Source organism: Streptomyces sp. NPDC001100 (assembly GCF_053598575.1).
Window position 1 is genome coordinate 110299 of record NZ_JBSFKO010000013.1, and the last position, 21536, is coordinate 131834.

A 21536-nucleotide genomic window follows, 5' to 3' on the forward strand; every position below is an offset into this window, starting at 1 on the left:
GGTCGGGGGGTGCGCGGTGGTGGAGCAGTTTCCCACGCGGCCCGGGGCGTCCACAGCCACACATTTTTGGATCCACTTCCATGATATCCGCATCCAATAGGAGGGCCGCATGAATCTGGACTTCGCCAAGGCGATCGACGTGTCCGTTCCCATCCATCCCGGCATGCTGCACTGGGGCCGCCGACCCGAGGTGGAGATCGTCGAGTCCCGCACCGCCGGGGATGCCTCCAATGTGAGCCGCTGGCGGATCGGCGCCCACACCGGCACCCACATCGACGCTCCGGCCCACTTCATCGACGGCGGAAAGACGGTCGACCGGCTCGACCTGTCCGCCCTCAGCGGCACCGCCCGGGTCCTCGATCTCACCCACGTCAAGGAACAGATCACCGCCGCCGATCTGGACGCGGCCGGCCTCGGCACCGAGGAACGCGTGCTGCTGCGCACCAGCAATTCGGAAGGCGTCCTGCGCAGCCCGTGGAAGGCCCGGCAGTGGGTCGGACTGGCCCCGGACGGCGCCGAACGGCTCATCGAGGCCGGCGTACGCACCGCGGGCATCGACTACCTGAGCATCGAGGCGGTCGCCTACACCACCCACTGGGAGACCCACCAACTCCTGTGCGCGGCCGAGGTGTTGATCCTGGAAGTGGTGGACCTCCTGCACACACCGGCAGGGGTCTACGACATGATCTCCCTCCCCCTGCCGCTGCAGGGCGCCGAGGCCGCCCCCTCCCGAACCGTCCTGTTCCCCAGGGACGAGGCATGACAGCCGCCTGCCCGCTGATCCTCGCCGCACCGCACCCGGCGGCGCTGACGGCCGCCCGGCGTGCGGCGGAGCGGGGCGGCAACGCCGTGGACGCGGCGCTGGCGGCAGCCGCCGCTCTGACCGTCGTCTACCCCCACCAGTGTTCCCTGGGCGGCGACTTGATCGCCCTCGTCCACGCCCCCGGCGGCTCGGTGCGCGCGCTGATCTCGGCGGGGGCCGCCGCACAGGCCGTAGACGTCGACGCATTGCGCGCGGCCGACGAGCGGATGCCCGCCCAAGGCCCGCACACGGTGACCGTGCCCGGTGTGGTGGCTGGCTGGACCGCGCTCGCCGAGGCTCACGGCACTCCCGGTGCCCTGGCCGCCGCACTGCGGGACGCCGCCGCACTCGCCGAGGACGGGGCCACGGTATCGGCGGGTCTGGCGCGCGCCATCCGTGAACGGGCCCCGCAGATCGCCGCGGACCCCGGCCTCACCGCGCTGCTGACCGGACCCAGCGGCGCACCGCTCGACGAGGGCGCACCGCTCCCCCAGCCCCGGCTGGCCGCCGTACTGCGCACGCTCGCCGACGATCCGTCGTCCTTCTACCGGGGTGCGGTCGCCGAGGCGTTGGCGAACGGCCTGCGTTGGGCCGGGAGTCCACTCACCGCGAGCGATCTCGCGGCCCATCGGGCGGAGTACCGCGAGCCGTTGACGCTGGACGTGGCCGGTACGCGGTGGTGGACCGCGCCGCCGCCGAGCCAGGGGGCGAGCCTGCTGGCCGTGCTGGAGACCGCCGCCTCGGTGGCGAAGCTGCCCGAACCGGAGCGCACCGGTGTGCTGGCCACCCGCTGCCAAGACGCCTCCGCCGCACAGGACTTGCTGCTGGGTGATCCGCTCGGCCCCTCGCCCGTCGACCTGGACGGGCTGCTGCGCCCGGCGCCGCTCGCCGGTGCGCGACCGCCCGAGCCGCCCTTCCGGCCCGCCGGGGACACCGTCGCGATCACCGCCGTGGACGCGTCCGGACTGGCCGTCTCGCTGATCCAGAGCGTGTACCAGACCTTCGGTTCCGGGATCTGCGACCCGGAGACGGGCATCGTGCTGCACAACCGCGGCTCGGCCTTCAGCCTGCTGCCCGGTCATCCGGCCCTCGTCGGCCCCGGTCTGCGGCCGCCGCACACCCTCTGTCCCGTGCTCGGCCGGTCCGCCGACCTGCTGCTCGCGGCGGGCTGTCAGGGCGGCCGGGCGCAGCCGCAGATCCTCGCCCAGACCGTGCCCGAGCTGATGGACCCGGCCGCCGATCCGGCCGCCGTACTGGACCGTCCGCGCTGGGTGGTCGGCGCCCGCGACATCGGTCATGAGACGCAGACACTGCTGGCCGAGCCCGGGTCCGTCCCGGCGGCCACCAGCGCGTTCCCGTCGGCGGTTCCGGTCGTCGTGACGCCGGGCCGTACCGATCTGTGCGGTCACACCCAGGCCGTACGGCTGTCCGCCGGCGGCCGGCTGGACGGCGCCTCCGATCCGCGCGCCGACGGCGGCACCACCTTGGAAGGAAGTTCCCTGTGAGCACTCTCGCCCCCGAACCCGTACCGGCCGACGCACCGCATCCGCTGGACCCCCTCACCGTCACCGAACTCGCCACGGCCGTAGGGGTATTGAGGGCCGACACCCGGGTCCCCGACGACGCGCGGTTCTGGGGTGTGGCGCTCGACGAGGACCACGCCCGCCGTGCCGCGCCCGGGGACGCCCGGCGGGCCCGCGCGGTGGTGTTCTCCCCCTCCTCCCGCCATGCCTTCGAGGTCGACCTCGAACTCGGCGACAAGCCGCAGGCCACCGCCTGGCGGGAGTTGGACGTCCGCAGTCCGGGCTGTTCCTCGGAGGAGGCGCGCCAGGCCGCTGCCGCGTGCCGCGCCGATCCGCGCTTCCGCGACGCGCTCTCGCTGCGCGGTATCCACGACGTGTCGCTGGTGATGGTGGACCCGGAGTCGATCGGCGGTTTCGAGCCGCCCGAGTACGCGGGCCGCCGGCTGACCTGGGGCAGTGTCTGGCATCGCACCGACGAGGACGACAACGGTTACGCCCGTCCCGTCCAGGGAGTCGTGCCCATCATCGACATGGAGACAATGGAGATCCTGCACATCGAGGACCACGGGGTGATCCCGCTGTCGGAGGAGTCGGGTGTGTTCGCGGCCGGGACGGTGGCCGAGCGCCCGGGGCTGAAGCCGCTGGAGGTCGTCCAGCCGGGAGGTCCCAGCTTCACCGTCACCGGGCAGCGGATCGACTGGCAGGGGTGGTCGGTGCGGGTCGGCTTCAGCCATCGCGAGGGGCTGGTGCTGCACGACCTGTCCTTCGCCGCGGCCGGGAAAGGTCCCCGGCAGGTGATCCGGCGTGCGGCCGTCAACGAGATGTACGTCCCGTACTTCGACACCGCGTCCACCCAGTACCGGAAGAACTTCTTCGACTGGGGCGAGTACGGCGCCGGTCCGCTCACCAACTCCCTTGCTCTCGGCTGCGATTGCCTCGGTGTCATCCAGTACTTCGACGCGGCGGTACTCGGCGGCGACGGCGTGCCCCGGCGCATACCCAACGCCGTATGCGTGCACGAGGAGGACGACGGCATCCTCTGGAAGCACCACGACGGCCGCACCGGCCGTACGGAGGTGCGGCGTTCGCGCCGGCTGATCATCTCGGCGTTCGCGACCGTCGCCAACTACGACTACGGCTTCTACTGGTCGCTGTACCAGGACGGTTCGGTGATGCTGGAGATCAAGATGACCGGCATCCTCTCGGCCACCGGTGTCGAGGAGGACGAGGCGACACCGTACGCGCGCCGGGTCGCGCCGAACGTCGCGGTCACCAACCACCAGCACTTCTTCAGCGTCCGCCTCGACATGGCGGTGGACGGCGATCCCAACCGACTGGTCGAGGTCACCGCCGAGCACGAGCCCGACCCGGTCCTCGACCCGTACGGCAACGCGGCCAGGACCGTGCTGCGGCCGATCCTCAGCGAGTCGGAGGGCGCCCGGCGCACCGACCCGTCCCGCGCGCTGCACTGGCGGGTGGAGAGCACCGAGTCCCGCAACCGGATGGGCGAACCGACCGCGTACCGCGTGCACTTGGAGAACACGGCGGTGCTGCCGGTACGCGAGGACAGTGTCTGCGCGCGCCGAGCGCCGTTCGTGGGGCGGCAATTGTGGGCGACGGCCTACGACGCGGAGCGGCGGTTCGTGGGCGGCGAGTACCCGAACCAGGCCGAGCCGGGTGCGGACGGCGTCCACAAGTGGCAGGAGGAGAACCGGTCGTTGGACGGCACGGACCTGGTGCTGTGGGCCACGGTCGGCTCGCACCACTTCCCGCGTCCCGAGGAGTGGCCGGTGATGCCGGTGGCGAAGGCGCGGCTGCGCCTGGAGCCCGACGGCTTCTTCGACCGCAATCCGGCCCTGGACGTGCCCGCCCCCGTCTCCTGCCACATCCCGAGCCCCACAGCCCCGGACCACTGCTGCGGCTGACCGCGCCCCCTCCCCCTCATCAGAAAGGCGTCCCATGCGCGAGGAAGAGAACACCCGGCTCACCTGGACCGGGCCCGGCACCCCGGCCGGTGAGTGGATGCGCCGCTACTGGCAGCCGATCGCCCTCGGCGAGGAACTCGACGGCGTACGGCCGCTGGTGGCGCCCAAGGTGATGGGTCAGGACCTGGTCCTGTTCCGCGACGAGGACGGCGAACTCGGTCTCGTCGACCGCGGCTGCCCGCACCGGGGCGCCGACCTGGCGCTCGGCCGGCTGGAGGACGGCGGGCTGCGCTGCTGCTTCCACGGCTGGCTGTTCGCCCGCGACGGCTCGTGTCTCGACACCCCCGCCGAGCCCGTCGACAGCCCGCTCAAGTCCCGTGTCCGCCTCGGCAGTTACCCGGTCCGCGAGATCAACGGCATCATCTGGGGCTATCTCGGCCCAGGCGAGCCGCCCGAACTCCCCGCCCTGGACTGCTTCCAGGCCCCCGCCGACCACGCCTTCGCCTGGAAGGGGCTGCTGGAGTGCAACTGGCTCCAGGCCCTGGAGGTCGGCATCGACCCCGCCCACGCCTCCTACCTCCACCGTTTCTTCCAGGACGAGGACCCCGCCGACAGCTACGGCAAACAGTTCCGCGCCGCCTCCCAGGGCACCGACCTCCCGATGACGAAGATCCTGCGCGAGTACGGCCGCCCCGACATCGACGCCGCCCGCACCCCGTACGGCATCCGCATCACCGCGCGGCGCACGCTCGACGGCACGGACACGCAGGGTCTGCCGATGGACGGCAGCCGTACCCATGTCCGCATCACCCACCAGGTGTTCCCGCACGCCTTCCACATCCCCCTGGACGCGGAGACGGCGATCACCCAGTGGCATGTTCCGATCGACGACAACTCCAGTTACTGGTACGCCCTGTTCACCAGTGTCGGCGGCCCGGTCGACCAGGCGAAGATGCGCCGGCAGCGGGTCGGCGCGGTCACCCTGCCCGACTACCGGCCGCGCTTCGGCCGCGCGAACGGCTACGGCTACGACCCGGTGGAGCAGCGGACGACGACGTACACCGGGCTCGGCTTCGACATCAATGTGCACGACCAGTGGGCAGTGGAGGGGCAGGGGTCCGTCCAGGACCGTACGCGCGAACATCTGGGCCGCTCCGACAAGGCCATCGTGATGTACCGCCGAATGCTCGGCGAGGCCATCGGCGCGGTCGAGCGCGGTGAGGATCCGCCGCTGGTGCTGACGGCCGAGGAGGCGGGGCGGTTGCACGGGCCGGTCGCGCTGGACGGGATCGGGCCGACCGAGGGCTGGCTGGAGCACTGGACGGCCGTCACCGACAAGCAGCGTGCCGACAGCAGTTGGGCGCGTCCGCTGGGAACGGACGGCTGAGCCGCGTGGGATTCATCGAACGCCACGGCCTGTGGGACCCCGAACAGGCCGCCGCCGCACGGGAGATACAGGCGCGCGCCGAGAGCGGCGGGATGACGGTGGTACGGCTGGTCTTCGCCGACCAGCACGGTCTGCTGCGCGGCAAGACCGTCACCGTGGGCGAGTTGCCCAATGTACTGCGCGACGGCACCGGCATCGCCTCGTCCCTGCTCGCCAAGGACACGTCCGGGCGGACCGTGTTCCCTCTCTTCACCAAGGAGACGCCGCTCGGGCTGCCCGAACTGCGGGGCGCCGCCGACATGGTGATGGTGCCCGACCCGTCGACCTTCCGGATGCTGCCGTGGTCGCCGGGATCGGGCTGGCTGCTGTGCGACCTGCGTTTCACCTCGGGCGCGCCTGTCCCGCTGTGCACGCGCGGACTGCTGCGCTCGGTCCTCGACCAGGCCGACGGGCTGACCTACCGCACCGGCCTGGAGGTGGAGTTCCACCTCTTCCGGCTCGACGATCCCCGGCTGGGCCCGGGCGACCAGGGCCAGCCCGGCGCAGCACCCGAGGTCGGCATGCTCAACCACGGCTACCAGTACCTCAGCGAGCTGCGCTACGACGAACTCGACCCCATCCTCGACGTGCTGCGCGCGAACATCGAGGGGCTGGGGCTGCCGTTGCGCAGCCTGGAGGTCGAATTCGGGCCGAGCCAGGTCGAGTTGACCCTCCAGCCCGCCGACGGGCTCGGCACGGCCGACGCGATGGTCCTGCTGCGCAGCGCCGTCAAGCAGGTCGCCGCCCGTCACGGCCACCACGCCACCTTCATGTGCCGCCCCCATCTCCCCGGCGTCTTCTCCAGCGGCTGGCATCTCCACCAGAGCGTGCTGCGGGACGGCGTGGGGATCTTCGCGCCGGAGGACGGCGAACTCACCGCGTCCGGGCCGCCGTTGTCGCCGTACGGCACCGCCTTCCTCGGCGGGCTGCTGCGGCACGCACGCGCCACGAGCGCGTTCTCAACCCCGACTCTCAATGGTTTCAAGCGCTTTCGCTCACTGTCGCTGGCACCGGACCGTGCGGTGTGGGGGCGGGACAATCGCGGGGCGATGGTGCGGGTGCTGGGCGACGGGCCGTCGTCCACCCGGCTGGAGAACCGGATCGGCGAGCCGGCCGCCAACCCCTACCTCTACCTCGCCTCCCAACTGGCCGCCGGGCTGGAGGGCGTGGCGGGAGGACTGGAACCCGGACCGGCCGCCGACGAGCCGTACGCGGCCCGCGCCGAACCGCTCCCCCGCTCGCTGGGCGAGGCCCTGGACGCGCTGGAGTCCGACCGGATGCTCGCCGACCGGCTCGGCAAGGACTTCGTGGCGTACTACACGAGCATCAAACGGGCCGAGATCGACCGCTTCGGCCAAGAGGTGACCGACTGGGAACAGCGGGAGTACTTCCGTGTCTTCTGACCTCGACTCCCCTCGAACGACGCCCCAACGGCTCCTGGTCCGGCAGGTCCGCTGGATCACCCATGACGTGGTGGAACTGCGGCTGACCCGGGCCACCGGCGGCGCCCTGCCGGTCTGGGAGCCGGGAGCGCACGTGGAGTTGACCCTGCCCTCGGGACTGCGGCGGGCCTACTCGCTGTGCGGAGAGGTGACGGACACGGAGGCATGGACGGTAGCCGTGCATCACGTGCCGGGAGGGCATGGCGGTTCCCGGGAGATTCACGAAACCGCCCTGGTGGGAAGGGAGTTGGAGGTGAGCGGGCCGGTCAACCGCTTCCCACTGGTGCCTGCGGAGGGCTATCTGCTGCTGGCCGGCGGCATCGGTGTCACCCCGCTGCTGCCGATGGCCCGCGAGCTCACTGCGCGTGGCCTCCCCTGGCGGCTGGTTCTAGGTGCCCGAACCCGGTCCCGGCTCGTGTACGCCGAGGAGTTGATGGCGTTGGGCGGCGACCGGGTACTGCTCGTAGCGCAGGACGAGGTCGGTCTGCCGGACCTGGCCGCCGAACTCGCCGCCGCCCCGCCCACGCACGTCGTCTACGCCTGCGGCCCGCAGCCGATGCTCGACGCGCTGACGGAGCTGTGCCGGACACCTGACTCCGCGCGGGTGCTTCACCTGGAGCGATTCACCGGCGCCGAGCAACTCGGTACAGCTGCCGGGGAGTTCGAGGTGGTGTTGAGCCGTTCGGGGCTGCGGCTGACCGTGCCCTCCGACCGTTCCGTGCTGGACGTCGTACGGGAGAAGCTGCCAGATGTGCCCTACTCCTGCGAGGAGGGTTACTGCGGCAGCTGCGAGACGCCGGTCATGGCCGGGCTTCCGGACCACCGCGACACGGTGATCGAGCCGTCCGAACGCCCCACCGCCACCACGATGATGATCTGCGTGAGCCGCTGCGACTCCCCGGTGCTGGAGCTGGACCTCTAAGTACCGCTTTTCGTGGGCAGTTCGCTGATGCGGTCGTGGAGATCGGTGCGCAGGGGATCGTCGTCGGGCAGGCCGAGTTCGTTGGCGAGGGTGAGGGCGCGGGCCCAGACCTCGTGGGCGGCGGCGGGCCAGCCGGCGCTGCGGTGGGTGTCGCCGAGACAGAGGAGACAGGCGGCCTCGCTGCGGCGTTCCCCGGTGGCGCGGAACAAGGCCGCCGCTTCTCGATAGTGTTCCACGGCCTGTTGGTGGTGCCCGAGTTGGTGGTGAATGTAGCCGAGGCTGTCGGAGGTGTGGGCCTGTCCGTCCACGTCGCCGGCCGCCCGGGCGAGTTCGAGTGCCTGCTCGCAGTGCGCCAGCGCGCTGTGGTGTTCGCCGAGATGGGCCTCCCGCCAGCCGATGTGGTTGAGCGCCGCAGCCTGTCCCGCCGGGTCGTCGGCCCTGCGGTAGTGCTCCAGGCTCCGGTAGGCGTGTTCCAGTGCCAGTCCGGGGTTGCCCTGGGCTCCCGACATCCGCGCGAGATGCTGATGGGTACGGGCCTGCCCAGCGTCGCTGCCCAGCTCGGCGAAGAGTTCCAAAGCCCGTAAGTAGTGCTCCCTGGCCGGTTCCGGGCTCTTGAGCCGGTCCAGGGCCAGGCCGAGTCCGCGGTGGGCGCCCGCTCTGCCGACCAGGTCGCCGTCCCGTTCGGCCGCCGCGAGCGCGCTGTGGCCGGCACTCAGCAGCACCTCCCAGTGGCCGTGCCGGTCCAGGAAGGTGGTCAGCACCGTGACCAGTCGCCACACATGGCCGTCGAAGCCGGGCGGCGGCTGGCGCACGATCTCCAGGAGCACCGGATGTTCGGCGACGAGCCAGGCGAGCGCCCTGCCGTAGTCCTCGGGCTCCACCGGGTTCGCGCCCGCTCTGGGCGCCGGGGAGGCGACCGGGTTGGGCTGCGGGGTCACCAGGATGTCGGCCGCCCGTGCCGAGTGCAGGTAGTGGTCCATCATCCGGTGCAGCGCCGCCCGTCGTTCCCATTCGTCGTCGTACGTGGCCACCAACTCCCTCGCGTAGACGCGTAAAAGGTCGTGGAACGCGTATCGTCCCGGGGCTTGTTCGACCAGCAGGTGCCCGGCGATGAGTTCGGCGAGCAATCCTCGGACGCGCTCCGGCGGAGCACCGGCCAGGGCGGCTGCCGCGTTCCGTGAGAGGTCCGGGCCCGGGTGCAGTGCGAGCAGCCGGAACAGCCGAGCGGCGGCCGGGCTGAGCGCGCTGTAGGACCACGAGAACACGGCCCGTACCTGGCTGGCCTCCTCGCCGCCGTCGAGCGCGTCCAGCCGGCCGCCCGCCTCGCGGAGTTCCTCGGCGAGCATGCCGAGCGGCCGCCGGGGCTGGGCCGCGGCGCGGGCCGACACGACCGCCAGGGCCAGCGGCAGTCCCGCGCACCAGGTGACGACGTCCGCGACGGCCTCCGGTTCGGCCGCCACCCGGCCCGTACCGAGCCGCTCCGCGAGAACGTTCCGTGCCGCGTCCGGGGTCAGCGGGTCGACCGCGAGCAGATGGGCGCCCTCGGTCGCGGCCAGCCCGGTGAGCCGGTTCCGGCTGGTCACCAGCGCCATGCAGCCGACCGCCCCCGGCAGCAGCGGGCGTACTTGCTCCTCGTCGCGGGCGTTGTCGAGCACGACCAGTATCCGACGTCCCGTCAACAGGCTTCGGTAGAGGCCGACTTGGGCCTCCAGGCCCGGCGGCACCCGGTCCGGCCGTACGCCCAGTGCGTCCAGGAACCCCCGGACCGCCTCGGTCGGCGGCATCACCGCGCCCTGCGGATCGAAGCCGCGCAGGTTGACGTACAACTGTCCGTCGGGGAAGGCGCTTTCGGCCCGGCGGGCCCAGTGCACCGCGAGGGCGGTCTTGCCCACGCCCGCCATGCCGGAGACTGCCGAGATCACCACGGTGGCGAACTCGCCCTGCGCCGAGGCGCGGATCTCCTCCAGCCGGGTCAGTTCCTCGTCGCGGCCGGTGAATCCCCGTACCGCCATGGGGAGTTGCGCGGGCAGTTCGGTCGGCCGGGCCCCCTCGGACGGTTTGGGCCGCTTGGCGGGGCCGTGGCGGTGGCCGCGCAGGATCGTCTGGTGCAGCTGGCGCAGTGCCGGTCCGGTGTCGGTGCCCAGTTCCTCCGCGAGGCGTTTGCGGACGGCCGCGTAGCAGTCCAGGGCCTCCGCGCTGCGGCCGGACTCGTGCAGGGCCCGCATCAGGGCCTCGGCGAGGGGTTCGGCGAGCGGGTACTCGGCGAGCAGGCCGGTCAACGGGTCGATGACGGAGGCGGGATCGCTGTGGCCCAGTTCCGCGCGGGCCCAGCCGACGGCGGCGTCCTGGTGCTGGCGCCGCCAGGCCTCGCGCATCCGGGCCGCCCACTGTCCGCGCAGACCGGACAGCGGCTCCCCGCGCCACAGGTCCAGCGCCTCGCGCAGCAGCCGGGCCCGCTCCGCCTCGGCCGGGCCCGCGGTCCGCGCCTGGTCGACCAACTGCCGGAAGCGGTACACGTCCACCTGGTCCGGGCCGGCCTCCAGGAGGTAGCCGCCGGAGCGCCTCACCACGGACAACGGTTCCCGCGCGGTCTCCGCGGCCTGCTCGCACATCCGCCGGATCCGGGCGACATGGGCGTGCACGGCGCCGCGCGCCCCGTCCGGCGCGCGCGTGCCCCAGACCCGCTCCATGACCACGTCCACCGCTACGGGCCGGCCGACGTCCACGGCCAACGCGGCCATCACGGTGCGGCGTTGGGGCGGACCCACCTCCACCGCGCGGCCCGCCGCCGACAGTTCCACCGGCCCCAGCAACTGCACGTCCACCATGGTGTGCGCCACCCCCTGCACAAAGCCTCCTCCTTTCTTTCACGGACGTGTACGCGGCGCGACAAGCCTTCGACAAGGTTTCCGGTCACACACCGGTGCGAATCTGCTGGGGAACGGACGGGGTGCCGACCGCTCCCCGTCGACGCATGACGGCAGGGCCGTCGCCTGGCGGCTGCGCAACAGGCAAACGGGGGCGAGAAGTGTGATCGCAGGGGAAGTGATGGCACCCGGGACTCGGGTGCCGGTACAGCGGCCGGAGGCGTTACCGGCCACCACGGGAAACGCAGGCGGAAGGAGTGTGCTGGAGGGCGCGTTCGCGTTGCTGGAGGCGGTGGAGCAGGCCGTGGAGGCGGGGCCGACGAGACTGGCGTCCGACTGCGGGCTGCCCAAGACGACCGCGTACCGGCTGCTGGAGCAGCTGGCGGACCTGGGCGCGGTCGAGCGGTGCGGCGGGAGTTACCGGGTGGGCCGACGGATGTTCCGCCTCGGGCGGGCCTGGCAGCCGCATCCCCGGCTGCGGGCCGCGGCGCGGGAACCGATGCGCCGGCTGGCGCAGCTCACGGGTACGACGGCGGGGATCGCCGTGCTGTGGAAGGGCGAGACGCTGATGGTCGAGTGGTGTCCCGACGACATCGAACAGCTCGATCCGCTGCAGACCCGTATGACCTGGCCGTGGTTCACCGCGGCGGGCAAGGTCCTGGTGGCCACGGCTGCCCCGGCACCGCTGCTCGGGCCGCTTCCCGCGTCCTGGGCGAGGGATGCCGCCGTGATCCGGGAGCGGGGTGTCGCGTTCGACCGGGAGGAAGTGGTGAGCGGGGTGTGCTGTGCGGCGGTTCCGCTGTTCGGCTCGGGTGCCACACCGCTGGCCGCGCTCTGTGTGCTGACCGATCCGGCACACCACTTGGAGCGGCTCGCCGAGACCGCCCGCCGTACCGCCCGGGTGATCGGCACGGGTCTGCGGGGGCGGTGACACGGCGGGGCCGGCGGCGGTGTTCGGCGCTCGTGCGGGGATGAGCACCGGACACGCCGACGGCCCCGTCCGCCAGGGCCTGTCCGACGGACAGGCCCTGGTACGCCGGGCGCCCGGGCGGGAGCGAGCGCCCCGCGTACCGATCCGCGCGGGCGGTCGCGGCACGTCGCCGTCACCGTCACCGTCGTACAACTGTCGCCGACGCGTCCGTGGGGCGCCGAAAACCCTGCACCGGCCCGGCGATCTCCGTCATAGGCTGACGGCCGCTGTCTGCCGAGGGAGGACACATGGGGATCCGAAGCCTGACCCGTACCGAAGCCGAGCTCCGGGCCGCGCTGATCGCGGTCGAGCGGTACGACGTGGACGTCGATCTGACCGCGCTGCCCGACGGGCCGGAGGTCCGCTCCGTCTCCACCGTGGCGTTCACCTGTCGCGAGCCGGGCGCGACGACCTTCGTCGACTGCGCGGCCCGGGTCCTGAGCGCGACGCTGAACGGGGTCGAGGTCGGCCCCGGCGCGGACGGGCGGATCCAGCTCTCCGGTCTCGCGGCGCACAACGTGCTGCGCGTGGAGAGCGTGCAGGCCGACACCACCGCCGGCCAGGGCGTGCACCGGGCGACGGACCCCGGCGACGGCGAGGTGTACGTGTGGATGAGCTTCGAACCGGACGAGGCCCGCTTCGTATGGGCCTGCTTCGACCAGCCCGACCTCAAGGCCCCGCACGCCTTCACCGTCACGGCCCCGGCCGCGTGGACCGTCACCAGCAACTCCGGTGACGCGGAGGTGGAGGAGCTGGGCGCGGCCCGCCGGTGGACGTTCCCGGACACCCCGCCCCTGTCGACGTACAACACGGTCATCAACGCGGGCCCCTTCCACGAGGTCCGCCGCGAGGTGGACGGCCACAGCCTGGGTCTGTACGCCCGCCGTTCGCTGGCCCGGGTCCTGGAGCGGGACGCCGACGAGATGTTCACCCTCACCCGCCAGGGCCTCGCCTTCTACGCCGAGGCCTTCGCGATGCCGTTCCCGCAGCACAGGTACGACCAGGTGTTCGTGCCGGAGTTCGGCGGGGCGATGGAGAACTACGGCTGTGTGACGTGGTCGGACGCGTTCCTGCGGCGGGCCGCGCCGACTCCGGCCGAACACGGGCTGCTGGCACGGGTGTTGCTGCACGAGATGGCGCACATGTGGTTCGGCAACATCGTCACCATGCGCTGGTGGGACGACCTCTGGCTGAACGAGGCGTTCGCGGAGTTCGCCTGTCACTGGGCCGCCGAGCAGGCCACCCGGCACACGGACGCGTGGGCGAGCCATCTGATGATCGGCAAGATCAGCGCGTATCTGTCCGACCAGGGGCCCGCCTCGCACCCGATCCACCAGCCCATCCACGATGTCGCCGAGGCCGCGTCGATCTTCGACAACATCACCTATCCCAAGGGCGCCTCCGTCCTCCAGCAGCTCAAGACGTACGTCGGCGAAGAGCACTTCAGGACCGGCATGGCCGCCTACTTCGCCCGCCACGCGTGGGGCAACACCACGCTCCAGGACCTGATCGACTCGCTGTCGGAGGCCAGTGGCCGCGACCTGGACACCTGGCGCACGGCCTGGCTGGCGACCGCGGGCACCGACCGCTTCACACTGGAGCGCGACGGCGACACCCTCACGCTGGTGGCCGACGGCAGCCCTCGTCCGCAGGTGCTGGCGGTGGGCGCGTACGGGGAGGACGGCGACGCGCTGGAGCGCCGGGCGCTGGTGCGGGTCGAGGTGACCGAGACCCGGACCCCGGTGACCGGACTCCCGCCCGCCGACGTGCTGTTGATCAACGACGACGACCTGACCTTCGCGACGACCCGCCCGGATCCCGCCACCAGGGACGCGCTGTTCCGTACGGCGGCGCGGTTGCCCACGGCGATCTCGCGGGGCGTGGCCGCGGCCACCGTGTGGGACATGCTGACGACCGGCGAGGCCACGGCCTCGGAGGCCGGGCGGAGCCTCACCGCGCTGCTGTCGGCCGAGACGTCCGACGCGGTGATCGAGCCGTATCTGAACCTCGCCGCGACCATCGCGGAACTGTGGGCGCCGGCCGCCGAGCGGGCCGAGTTGGCGGCGGCGGTGGCGGCGGCCTGTCTCCGGCTCGCCGACGACCCCGGCCGCCGTCAGGTCGCGCTGCGCGGACTGGCCCGTACCGCGACGACCCGGGACGATCTCGACCGGCTCCGCGAACGGGCGGGTGCCGACGTCGACTTGCTCTGGCGTGCGCTGGTCCGCGACGCGGAACTGGGCGGGGACGTCACCTCCGAGTCGGAGCTCCTGCTCGCCCGGGACCCGGACCCCGACGCGTGGACCCGCGCCCTCACCGTCCGGGCCGCGCTGCCCGACGCGGCCGCGAAGGCGGAGGTCTGGCAGCAGCTTGCCGTGGACCGCGCCGTCCCCATCAACTCCGTCGGCGTGGTGGCGGCGGCCTTCTGGCGGCCGGAACAGGACGAGCTGCTGGCCCCCTACGCCGAGCGCTATCTGGAGGCGATCCCGAAGCTGCACCAGGGCGGCATGCTGCCGGCGATGGGCTACACGCACCACCTCTTCCCGCTGCACGCCATCGACCCGGAGTACATCGAGCGGGCCCGGCAGGCGTCCCTGGACGCGGTGCCGGTGATCCGCACCACGCTCCTGGAGCGCTCGGACGAGGTGGGCCGCATGCTCCGCGCGCGGGCCGGCGGCGCCTGACCCGCCCCCTGTTCCGGGCGGTGGGTCACTTCCCGGGTGGCGTCGCCTCGGCTGCGGGCCGTTCCGGGTGCGGGTACGACGGCTGTACGCGCAGCGGCCGGGCCGCCCAGGCGGGCAGGTGCCAGTTCCAGCCACCGAAGAGGGAGACCAGGGACGGCACGAGCAGCATCCGCACGATGGTCGCGTCCAGCAGGATGCCGATGCCGAGGCCGGTCGCCAGGGTCTTGAGGTCGGTGCCCGGTCCGGAGGCGAGTGCGGCGAAGGCGAGGAAGAGGATGAGTGCGGCGCTGGTGACGAGGCGGCCGGTGCGGCCGATGCCCTCGACCACCGCCTCGTCGGTCGAGAGGCCGGCGTCGTACTCCTCGCGGATGCGGGTGAGGATGAACACCTCGTAGTCCATGGACAGTCCGAACAGGAACGCGAAGATCATGATCGGGATCCAGAAGGTGACGGCCCCGGTGGCGGCGATGCCGAAGATCGCGTTGGAGCCGTGACCGTCCTGCCAGAAGAGGACCATCAGGCCGAGGGTCGCGGCCAGTGAGATCAGGTTGAGCAGCACCGCCTTCAGCGGCAGCAGCAGCGAGCGGAAAGCGCGCACGAGCAGGACGTACGTCAGCAGCGCGATGATCGTGAGCATCAGCGGGAAGTTGCCGTACACGGCGTGCAGGAAGTCGATCTGGGCCGCGCCGACACCGGCGACGCCTACGGCGCCGGGCAGGTGTTCGGTGGCGGTCTTGACCCGTTTGACGACGTCGATGCTCTTCGAGTTGACCGTCTCGGTGTCGGGGATGACGACGACGATGCTCTGACCGCCCCGGTTGCCCGCCGGCCCGGTGGGGACGAGCACGCTGCTCACGCCGTCGACCTTGGCGAGTGCGGCGGCGACGGGTTTGGCCTGGTCGGTGCTGACCAGGACCTCCATCGGGGTGAGCGCTCCGGTCGGGACGCCGCCGCGTTCCAGGGTCTGGAGGGTGTCGTAGGCCGGGCCGTTCTTGGCGAGGGACTCCGAGGAGGCGAGGCCGATCTTGATGCCGAGGAAGACGCCGACCAGGGCCGCGAGCGCGGCCAGCGCGGCGCCGGCCGCGATCCAGCGGCGCCGTACGACGGCGGTGGTCCAGCGGCTCCAGAAGCGGCTCGCCCGGTTCTCGTGCCGGATCTTGGGCCAGTCGACCTTGGGTCCGATGCCGCCGAGGATCGCGGGGGTCAGGGTGAGCGTCGTCAGCACGCTGGCGAGCGGGATGAGCGCTCCGCCGTACCCCATGCTTCTCAGGAACGGGACGGGCAGGACGACCAGGGAGAGCAGGCCGATGGCGACCGTGACGCCGCTGAACACGATCGCGTGCCCGGCGTGCTGCATCGCGACGACGACCGCGTCGTGGTTGTCCCGGCCGCGGTCGCGCTCCTCGCGCCAGCGGGTGACGAAGAGCAGCGAGTAGTCGATCGCGACGCCCAGGCCGATGAGGGCGACCAGGAACTGCACGATGAACGACACGTCGGTGGCGTAGGTGAGCGGCAGCAGCATCACGAAGGTCGCGAGGATCGACACCGCGGCCACCAGGAGCGGCAGCAAGGCCAGGAAGGACGCGAACACGAAGGCGAGGACGGCGAGTGCGCCGACGGCACCGAGGAGGGTCTCGCCGACTACTCCGGGGCCGCCCCCGTTGTCGCCACCGGAGGCGAGGGGGTCCTCGCCCGTCACGCCGACCTTCGCGCCCGCCGGCGCGGCCTTCTCGGCGGCCGTCCTGATCGGATCGGTCAGCAGGGTCTGGCCGGGTGACGGGTTGAACCGGTAGAAGACCAGCGCGAAGGCGGTGCGGTCGTCCTTCGTCCGGAACGCCTTGTCGCCGGTGTTCGCCTCGTCGATCACCCGCAGTCCCGGTGCGGCCGTGCCGGCGGCGGTGAACACGCGCCCGACGTCCGCCTCGTGGCCGGTGACGGTCTGCCCGGCGGGCAGGGTGACCGCCAGGAGATACGGATTGGTGTCGCCGCCGCTGCCGAATGCCTTCTCGATCTTGTGCGCGGTCACGGTGCCGGGCTGGCCGGGCAGCGAGAAGTCGATCGTGAGGCGGTCCGTGGTCCGGCCGGCCAGCGCGATGCCGGCGATCAGCACGAGACCCCAGAACGCCACGACCGCCTTGCGATGCCGCAGTACGAATTCGGCCCACCGTCGCATGCCGGACTCCCCGCGTCGTAGGTTGCGCGAGTCTAGCCCGCCGCCCCGTTCATCCGCTATCGGGACAATCCATCCGGTTTGACCTGATCCGGAAGCACAGAATCCGCCTTTGCGCACCTCGGGAAGAGAGCGCGGTCCAGGGCTGTTTCAGCCTTAGGTACCGGATCATGACCGGACTCCTGAGAACGGAGCAGTCAAGGTGAACGACACGTCGAAGGCCGACATACGGCAGGTGACAGACACCCCGGCTCCGCCGCCCGACATCCTGGAGCGGGCGCGGCGGCACCGGCGGCACACCCTGGAACTGCTCACCGTCTGCGCCGTGGGTCTGGTCCCGTGGACGGTTCTGCTGGCGGTGACGCTGCCGTCCGCCTACGAGGTGCACCAGTGGCGGGCGACCTGGGTCGGCTTCGACGTCCTGCTCGTGCTCGCGATGGCGGCCACCGCGCTGCTCGGCTGGCGGCGGCACCGGGCGGTCATCGTGGCGGCGCTCTTCTCGGCCGCGCTGTTGATCTGCGACGCGTGGTTCGACGTGTCGCTGGCCTTCGGCACCGACGACGTCTGGTCGGCCGCGGCCCTCGCGGTCTTCGCCGAACTGCCGCTGGCCGGCTATCTGATCCACCGGGTGACGGCGATGATCTCGCTCGCGCGGTGGCCGAACATGGAAGCGGTCCCAAGGATGGTCGAATAGCCGGTTTGCCTCTCCGGCAACGGTGAGTTTTTCGCAACTCCCCTTTGTTCCGGATGACTTCGCTCGGAAATCCACAGGGCTGAAGTTGGTCGCCATGGAGAGCGACGAGGTGGCAAGACCTCGGCGCGCGGCATGGAGGATGTCATGCCCGAGATGTATTTCGATGTGCGTCGGCCCGACGGTCTGACCCAGCGCTACTGTTCCCCCTCCACGACAGCCGAGAACTACTTCGTCCCGGGCGTCGCGTACGGCGACGTCAGCGGCGCCGAGGTCACGGTCGAGGCACTCCTTCGTGCCGACGGGAGCACGCGATGAACTCCGCGACCCAACTGGCCGGCGCGCACTTCCCGGTCGCCGTGGTGGGTGGCGGTCAGGCGGGTCTCTCCGTCAGCCACGAGCTGCGCGAACGCGGTGTCGACCACGTCGTCGTCGAGGCCCACCGGGTCGGGCACGAGTGGCGCGAGCGCCGCTGGGACTCCTTCTGCCTGGTGACCCCCAACTGGCAGTGCAGACTGCCCGGTTACCCCTACCCTGGCGACGATCCCGACGGGTTCATGGTCCGCGAGGACATCGTGCGGTACCTGGAGGGCTACGTCGCGAGGTTCCGGCCGCCGCTGGTCGAGGGCGTGACGGTCACCAGGCTGCGCCGCTCCCCCGGCGGAGTCTTCGAACTGTCCACCACCGAGGGGGACTTCACCGCCGACCAGGTGGTGATCGCGACCGGCCCCTACCACACCCCCTCCCTGCCTCCGATGGCCCAGCGACTCCCCGACTCCGTCACCCAGGTCCACTCCTCCCGCTACCGCAACCCCGCCCAGCTCCCCCCGGGCGCGGTCCTGGTGGTCGGCACCGGCCAGTCCGGCTGCCAGATAGCCGAGGACCTGCACCTCGCCGGACGCCAGGTCCACCTGTCCGTCGGCAGCGCGCCCCGCGTGGCCCGCTTCTACCGAGGCCGTGACTGTGTGGCCTGGCTCGACGACATGGGCCACTACGCGAAGAGCATCGACGACTTCGACGACGCCGGCGCGGTCCGGATGCGCGTCAACCACTACGTCACCGGACGCGACGGAGGCCGCGACATCGACCTGCGCGCCTTCGCCCGCGACGGTATGCGGCTGTACGGCAGACTCACCGAAGTCGGCGGTACGGCACTGGAGTTCGCCGACGACCTCAAGCTGAACCTCGACCACGCCGACGCCGTCGCCGAGGGCATCAAGGACGCCATCGACGCCCACATCACCGCGCGGGGCATCGCCGCACCGGACGAGCCCCGGTACGTACCCGTGTGGGAGCCCGACGACCAGCCGCGCGAACTCGACCTGGAGCGGGCCGGCATCACCTCCGTCGTCTGGTCGACCGGGTTCCGCCGCGACCACCGCTGGATCGAGGCACCGGTCTTCGACGGCCGTGGCTACCCGATGCACTGGCGCGGCGCCACCAGCGTCCCCGGTCTGTACTTCCTGGGTCTGCCCTGGCAGCACTCATGGGGCTCGGGACGCTTCGAGGCGGTGGGCAGGGACGCGGAGTTCCTCGCCGGCCACATCGACGCCTCGCGCCGCCTGGCCGATGTGTGCGGCACCCTCACCGGCGCCCCCACCGACCTCGCCTCCGCCCTGCCGATCGGGTGAGGGGACACCACGCCATGGTCTTCGACGCACATCGCCACATCGGCGTCCTGCCCGCCTACCCCTTCTACGGCGGCCCGCCCGTCAACCCCGACACCACCGCCCGCGCCACCGTCAAGCAGCTCATCGCCGACCTGGACGCGGAGGGCACCGAACGCGCCCTGGTCATCCCCAACTACGGCGTGCCCGACCCCGCGATCGCCTTCTCCTTCAACGAGTTGGTCATCGAGGCCGCCCAGACCGACGACCGCATCCGGGCCGGACTGTGGGTCTCCCCGCGCCCCGAGGACGAGCAACGCACCGCCCACGCACTGGAGTTGGCGGGCGAGCGGGGCGTGAAGGCACTGAAGCTGAGCTTCCTGCTCGGCGGGCGCCCGACCGACCCGGCCTGCCGCCCGCACCTCGACCGCATCTTCGCCGTGGCGGCCCGGCACGGGCTGGTGGTGCACGTTCACACCTCCCCGGGAGCCGCCTCCGACATCGACGAGGTCGGCCACCTGGTCGACTGGTACGCCGATCAGGTCCCCGTCCATCTCGTGCACTTCGGCGGCGGGATGAGCGGCCACATCAAGCTGGCCGGTTCCCGGTTCTTCGACTGGATCACCGCCGGCAAGCACGTCTACACGGACCTCTCCTGGGCCATCGGCTTCACTCCCCGCTGGTTGGCCAAGGAGATCGAGCGCCGCGGTATCGGCCACGACCGGGTGCTCTTCGCCAGCGACCAGCCGTGGGGCGACTTCACGGGCGAGTACGCCCGCCTCGCCGAGGCGACCGGCGGCGGCGCACTCGGCGAGCTGGTCTTCAGGGACACGTTCGCCGCGCTCTACGACTGACCGACCTCCCTCTCAAGTCCGGTACGTACAAGGAGACAGCCATGTCCGAAACCGTCGAACTCAGCGAGATCGAACAGAAGTCCCTCACCGAGATCCCCCACCCGTCCCTCCCCGAGGGCACCAGCATCTACGGCTCCACGAAGGTGTTCCCCGACTACAAGGCCGAGGACGGGGAGACATACTTCACCCTCGTGCACGGCATCGCCCACGAGTCGTCGGTCTCCTTCGTCGCCGTCCTCCAGGCGACCCGCGCCCTGCGCAAGGGCTTCGAGACGGCCATCTACTTCTACGGCCCCGGCTCACTCAACTGCCTTGCCACCCGCGGATTCCCCACCGTCGGCAACTCGGCCTTCCCCGGCGAGCACAACATCAACAACCAGCTCAAGACGTTCATCTCCGAAGGCGGCAAGGTCTTCTGCTGCCGCTTCGGCCTCTCCCTGCACGGCGCCCGCGAGGAGGACCTCATCGAGGGTGTCATCCCGACCCACCCGCTCGACGTCCAGGACGCGCTGATCCACTACGCCCGCAAGGGCGCCATCATCAACTCCACCTACCAGCTGTAAGGGGCGGGCCGTGAGCATTGGCACCAACACAGCGGTGGACGTGCGGATCATGACCCGTGCCGAACTCGCCCTCCACGGAGTCCGGTCGGACGCTCCGGTGCGGAGGCCGGACGGCGCGGGACCGAGCGACGACGGTCATGTCCTCGTCGACGGTGCCAACGCCGCGCTGCCCACCAACCCCGACAGCCCCTACTCCGTACGGGACGGCAGGGTCTGGCTCGGCGAGGACGACACCGGCCTGACCCTGACCGCCGTGGACCGCCCGAAGTTCTACGACCTCACCACCGCCGACGGCGTCCCCTACGAGCACATCGCCCGCCTGCACGGCGCCGACGTCCTCGCCACCACCGTCGTCCAGACCTGCATCCGCTACGCCGAGCCGGACCGCTGCCGCTTCTGCACCATCGAGGAGTCACTGCGCTCCGGCGCCACGGTCGCCGCGAAGACTGCGGCCCAGCTCGCCGAAGTCGCCGAGGCGGCCGTCCGGTTGGACGGCATCAAGCAGATGGTGATGACGACGGGCACGACGACGGGCCCGGACCGGGGAGCCCGGAATCTCGTACGCTCCGTGCGCGCCGTCCTCGAAGCCGTGCCCGGCCTGCCGGTCCAGGTGCAGTGCGAGCCACCCGGCGACCTCACCTGGATCCGTGAGTTGTACGACGCCGGCGCCACCGCCATCGGCATTCACGTCGAGTCCCTCGACGACGAAGTACGTCGGCGTTGGATGCCTGGCAAGTCGACGGTCCCCATGGCCGAGTACGAGGCCGCCTGGGACGAGGCGGTGCGGGTCTTCGGACCGAACCGCGTCTCCACCTACCTGCTCGTCGGCCTCGGCGAGGACCCCGACGAACTCATGGCGGGCGCCGGGCAGTTGATCGACCGAGGGGTGTACCCCTTCATCGTCCCCTTCCGTCCGATGCGCGGCACGCTTGCCGCCCGCGACGGCATCCGGCCGCCCGGGGCGGAACTCCTGCGGTACGTCACCGAGGGCGTCGCCGCCAGGCTGCGGGCGGCCGGGATGAGCGGTGCCGACCAGCAGGCGGGCTGCGCGGCCTGCGGCGCGTGCAGTGTGCTGCGCACCGCGGGCGGGTGA

The 21536-nt window shown here is 71.6% G+C and carries 16 protein-coding genes; 14 read left to right on the forward strand and 2 right to left on the reverse strand.

Features of this window, described 5'->3' with window-relative positions; translation table 11 throughout:
- Window positions 1-109 precede the first annotated feature (109 nt).
- The 6 genes from ACWDEW_RS20665 to ACWDEW_RS20690 are packed head-to-tail and all read left to right on the forward strand — an operon-like array spanning window position 110 to window position 8040.
- A complete protein-coding gene (locus tag ACWDEW_RS20665) occupies window positions 110-763 on the forward strand; it encodes a cyclase family protein (protein WP_450514404.1) in 654 nt (217 codons plus the stop codon).
- The gene (locus ACWDEW_RS20670) at window positions 760-2307 is read left to right on the forward strand and encodes a gamma-glutamyltransferase (protein WP_450514405.1); all 1548 of its coding nucleotides are present in this window, start codon (window positions 760-762) and stop codon (window positions 2305-2307) included. Before ACWDEW_RS20665 ends, ACWDEW_RS20670 begins: the two co-directional genes overlap by 4 nt.
- The gene (locus ACWDEW_RS20675; RefSeq protein ID WP_450514406.1) at window positions 2304-4250 is read left to right on the forward strand and encodes a primary-amine oxidase; all 1947 of its coding nucleotides are present in this window, start codon (window positions 2304-2306) and stop codon (window positions 4248-4250) included. The genes ACWDEW_RS20670 and ACWDEW_RS20675 overlap by 4 nt, the downstream gene beginning before the upstream one ends.
- 34 nt (window positions 4251-4284) lie before the next feature.
- The gene (locus tag ACWDEW_RS20680) at window positions 4285-5637 is read left to right on the forward strand and encodes a Rieske 2Fe-2S domain-containing protein (RefSeq protein ID WP_450514407.1); all 1353 of its coding nucleotides are present in this window, start codon (window positions 4285-4287) and stop codon (window positions 5635-5637) included.
- A gap of 5 nt (window positions 5638-5642) precedes the next feature.
- On the forward strand, window positions 5643-7079 hold the full coding sequence (locus ACWDEW_RS20685; protein ID WP_450514408.1) for a glutamine synthetase family protein: 1437 nt from the start codon (window positions 5643-5645) through the stop codon (window positions 7077-7079).
- Window positions 7069-8040 (forward strand): PDR/VanB family oxidoreductase, encoded by a 972-nt coding sequence (locus tag ACWDEW_RS20690; RefSeq protein ID WP_450514409.1) that lies wholly within the window; start codon window positions 7069-7071, stop codon window positions 8038-8040. Before ACWDEW_RS20685 ends, ACWDEW_RS20690 begins: the two co-directional genes overlap by 11 nt.
- Here the strand turns inward: ACWDEW_RS20690 and ACWDEW_RS20695 are convergent.
- Window positions 8037-10880 (reverse strand): BTAD domain-containing putative transcriptional regulator, encoded by a 2844-nt coding sequence (locus ACWDEW_RS20695; protein WP_450514410.1) that lies wholly within the window; start codon window positions 10878-10880, stop codon window positions 8037-8039. The genes ACWDEW_RS20690 and ACWDEW_RS20695 overlap by 4 nt on opposite strands.
- Window positions 10881-11166: 286 nt before the next feature.
- Here ACWDEW_RS20695 and ACWDEW_RS20700 point away from each other — a divergent pair, with 286 nt between their 5' ends.
- Together ACWDEW_RS20700 and pepN are read left to right on the forward strand one after the other, a co-directional pair.
- Window positions 11167-11838 (forward strand): IclR family transcriptional regulator, encoded by a 672-nt coding sequence (locus tag ACWDEW_RS20700; protein WP_450514411.1) that lies wholly within the window; start codon window positions 11167-11169, stop codon window positions 11836-11838.
- Between the two features lie 287 nt (window positions 11839-12125).
- Window positions 12126-14558, forward strand: a complete 2433-nt coding sequence (gene pepN, locus ACWDEW_RS20705) for an aminopeptidase N (RefSeq protein WP_450514412.1) — start codon at window positions 12126-12128, stop codon at window positions 14556-14558.
- Window positions 14559-14583: 25 nt separating this feature from the next.
- Here pepN and ACWDEW_RS20710 read toward each other — a convergent pair whose 3' ends face one another.
- A complete protein-coding gene (locus tag ACWDEW_RS20710) occupies window positions 14584-16731 on the reverse strand; it encodes an MMPL family transporter (protein ID WP_450514413.1) in 2148 nt (715 codons plus the stop codon).
- 199 nt (window positions 16732-16930) lie between these two features.
- On the opposite strand from ACWDEW_RS20710, the gene ACWDEW_RS20715 reads away from it, so the two are divergent.
- The 6 genes from ACWDEW_RS20715 to ACWDEW_RS20740 all read left to right on the forward strand — a co-directional run bounded on the left by ACWDEW_RS20715 (window position 16931) and on the right by ACWDEW_RS20740 (window position 21536).
- Window positions 16931-17422 (forward strand): hypothetical protein, encoded by a 492-nt coding sequence (locus ACWDEW_RS20715; protein WP_450514414.1) that lies wholly within the window; start codon window positions 16931-16933, stop codon window positions 17420-17422.
- Between the two features lie 144 nt (window positions 17423-17566).
- Window positions 17567-17737 carry a hypothetical protein gene (locus tag ACWDEW_RS20720; RefSeq protein ID WP_450514415.1) on the forward strand — a complete coding sequence of 57 codons (171 nt, stop codon included), beginning with the start codon at window positions 17567-17569 and terminating at the stop codon, window positions 17735-17737.
- Window positions 17734-19050: an MSMEG_0569 family flavin-dependent oxidoreductase gene (locus ACWDEW_RS20725; RefSeq protein WP_450514416.1), complete on the forward strand. Its 1317-nt coding sequence runs from the start codon at window positions 17734-17736 to the stop codon at window positions 19048-19050. The genes ACWDEW_RS20720 and ACWDEW_RS20725 overlap by 4 nt, the downstream gene beginning before the upstream one ends.
- Before the next feature lie 14 nt (window positions 19051-19064).
- Window positions 19065-19880 (forward strand): amidohydrolase family protein, encoded by an 816-nt coding sequence (locus tag ACWDEW_RS20730; protein ID WP_450514417.1) that lies wholly within the window; start codon window positions 19065-19067, stop codon window positions 19878-19880.
- Window positions 19881-19921: 41 nt separating this feature from the next.
- Complete coding sequence (locus ACWDEW_RS20735) at window positions 19922-20443, forward strand: MSMEG_0572/Sll0783 family nitrogen starvation response protein (RefSeq protein WP_450514418.1); 522 nt, start codon at window positions 19922-19924, stop codon at window positions 20441-20443.
- Between the two features lie 10 nt (window positions 20444-20453).
- Complete coding sequence (locus tag ACWDEW_RS20740) at window positions 20454-21536, forward strand: MSMEG_0568 family radical SAM protein (RefSeq protein WP_450514419.1); 1083 nt, start codon at window positions 20454-20456, stop codon at window positions 21534-21536.

What these genes read in the sequence shown, in the direction of transcription:
- ACWDEW_RS20735 (WP_450514418.1), top strand. Translation starts at nt 19,922, where the DNA reads ATGTCCGAAACCGTCGAACTCAGCGAGATCGAACAGAAGTCCCTCACC.
- ACWDEW_RS20665 (WP_450514404.1), top strand. Translation starts at nt 110, where the DNA reads ATGAATCTGGACTTCGCCAAGGCGATCGACGTGTCCGTTCCCATCCAT.
- ACWDEW_RS20670 (WP_450514405.1), top strand. Translation starts at nt 760, where the DNA reads ATGACAGCCGCCTGCCCGCTGATCCTCGCCGCACCGCACCCGGCGGCG.
- ACWDEW_RS20725 (WP_450514416.1), top strand. Translation starts at nt 17,734, where the DNA reads ATGAACTCCGCGACCCAACTGGCCGGCGCGCACTTCCCGGTCGCCGTG.
- pepN (WP_450514412.1), top strand. Translation starts at nt 12,126, where the DNA reads ATGGGGATCCGAAGCCTGACCCGTACCGAAGCCGAGCTCCGGGCCGCG.
- ACWDEW_RS20720 (WP_450514415.1), top strand. Translation starts at nt 17,567, where the DNA reads ATGCCCGAGATGTATTTCGATGTGCGTCGGCCCGACGGTCTGACCCAG.
- ACWDEW_RS20730 (WP_450514417.1), top strand. Translation starts at nt 19,065, where the DNA reads ATGGTCTTCGACGCACATCGCCACATCGGCGTCCTGCCCGCCTACCCC.
- ACWDEW_RS20710 (WP_450514413.1), bottom strand. Translation starts at nt 16,731, where the DNA reads ATGCGACGGTGGGCCGAATTCGTACTGCGGCATCGCAAGGCGGTCGTG.
- ACWDEW_RS20680 (WP_450514407.1), top strand. Translation starts at nt 4,285, where the DNA reads ATGCGCGAGGAAGAGAACACCCGGCTCACCTGGACCGGGCCCGGCACC.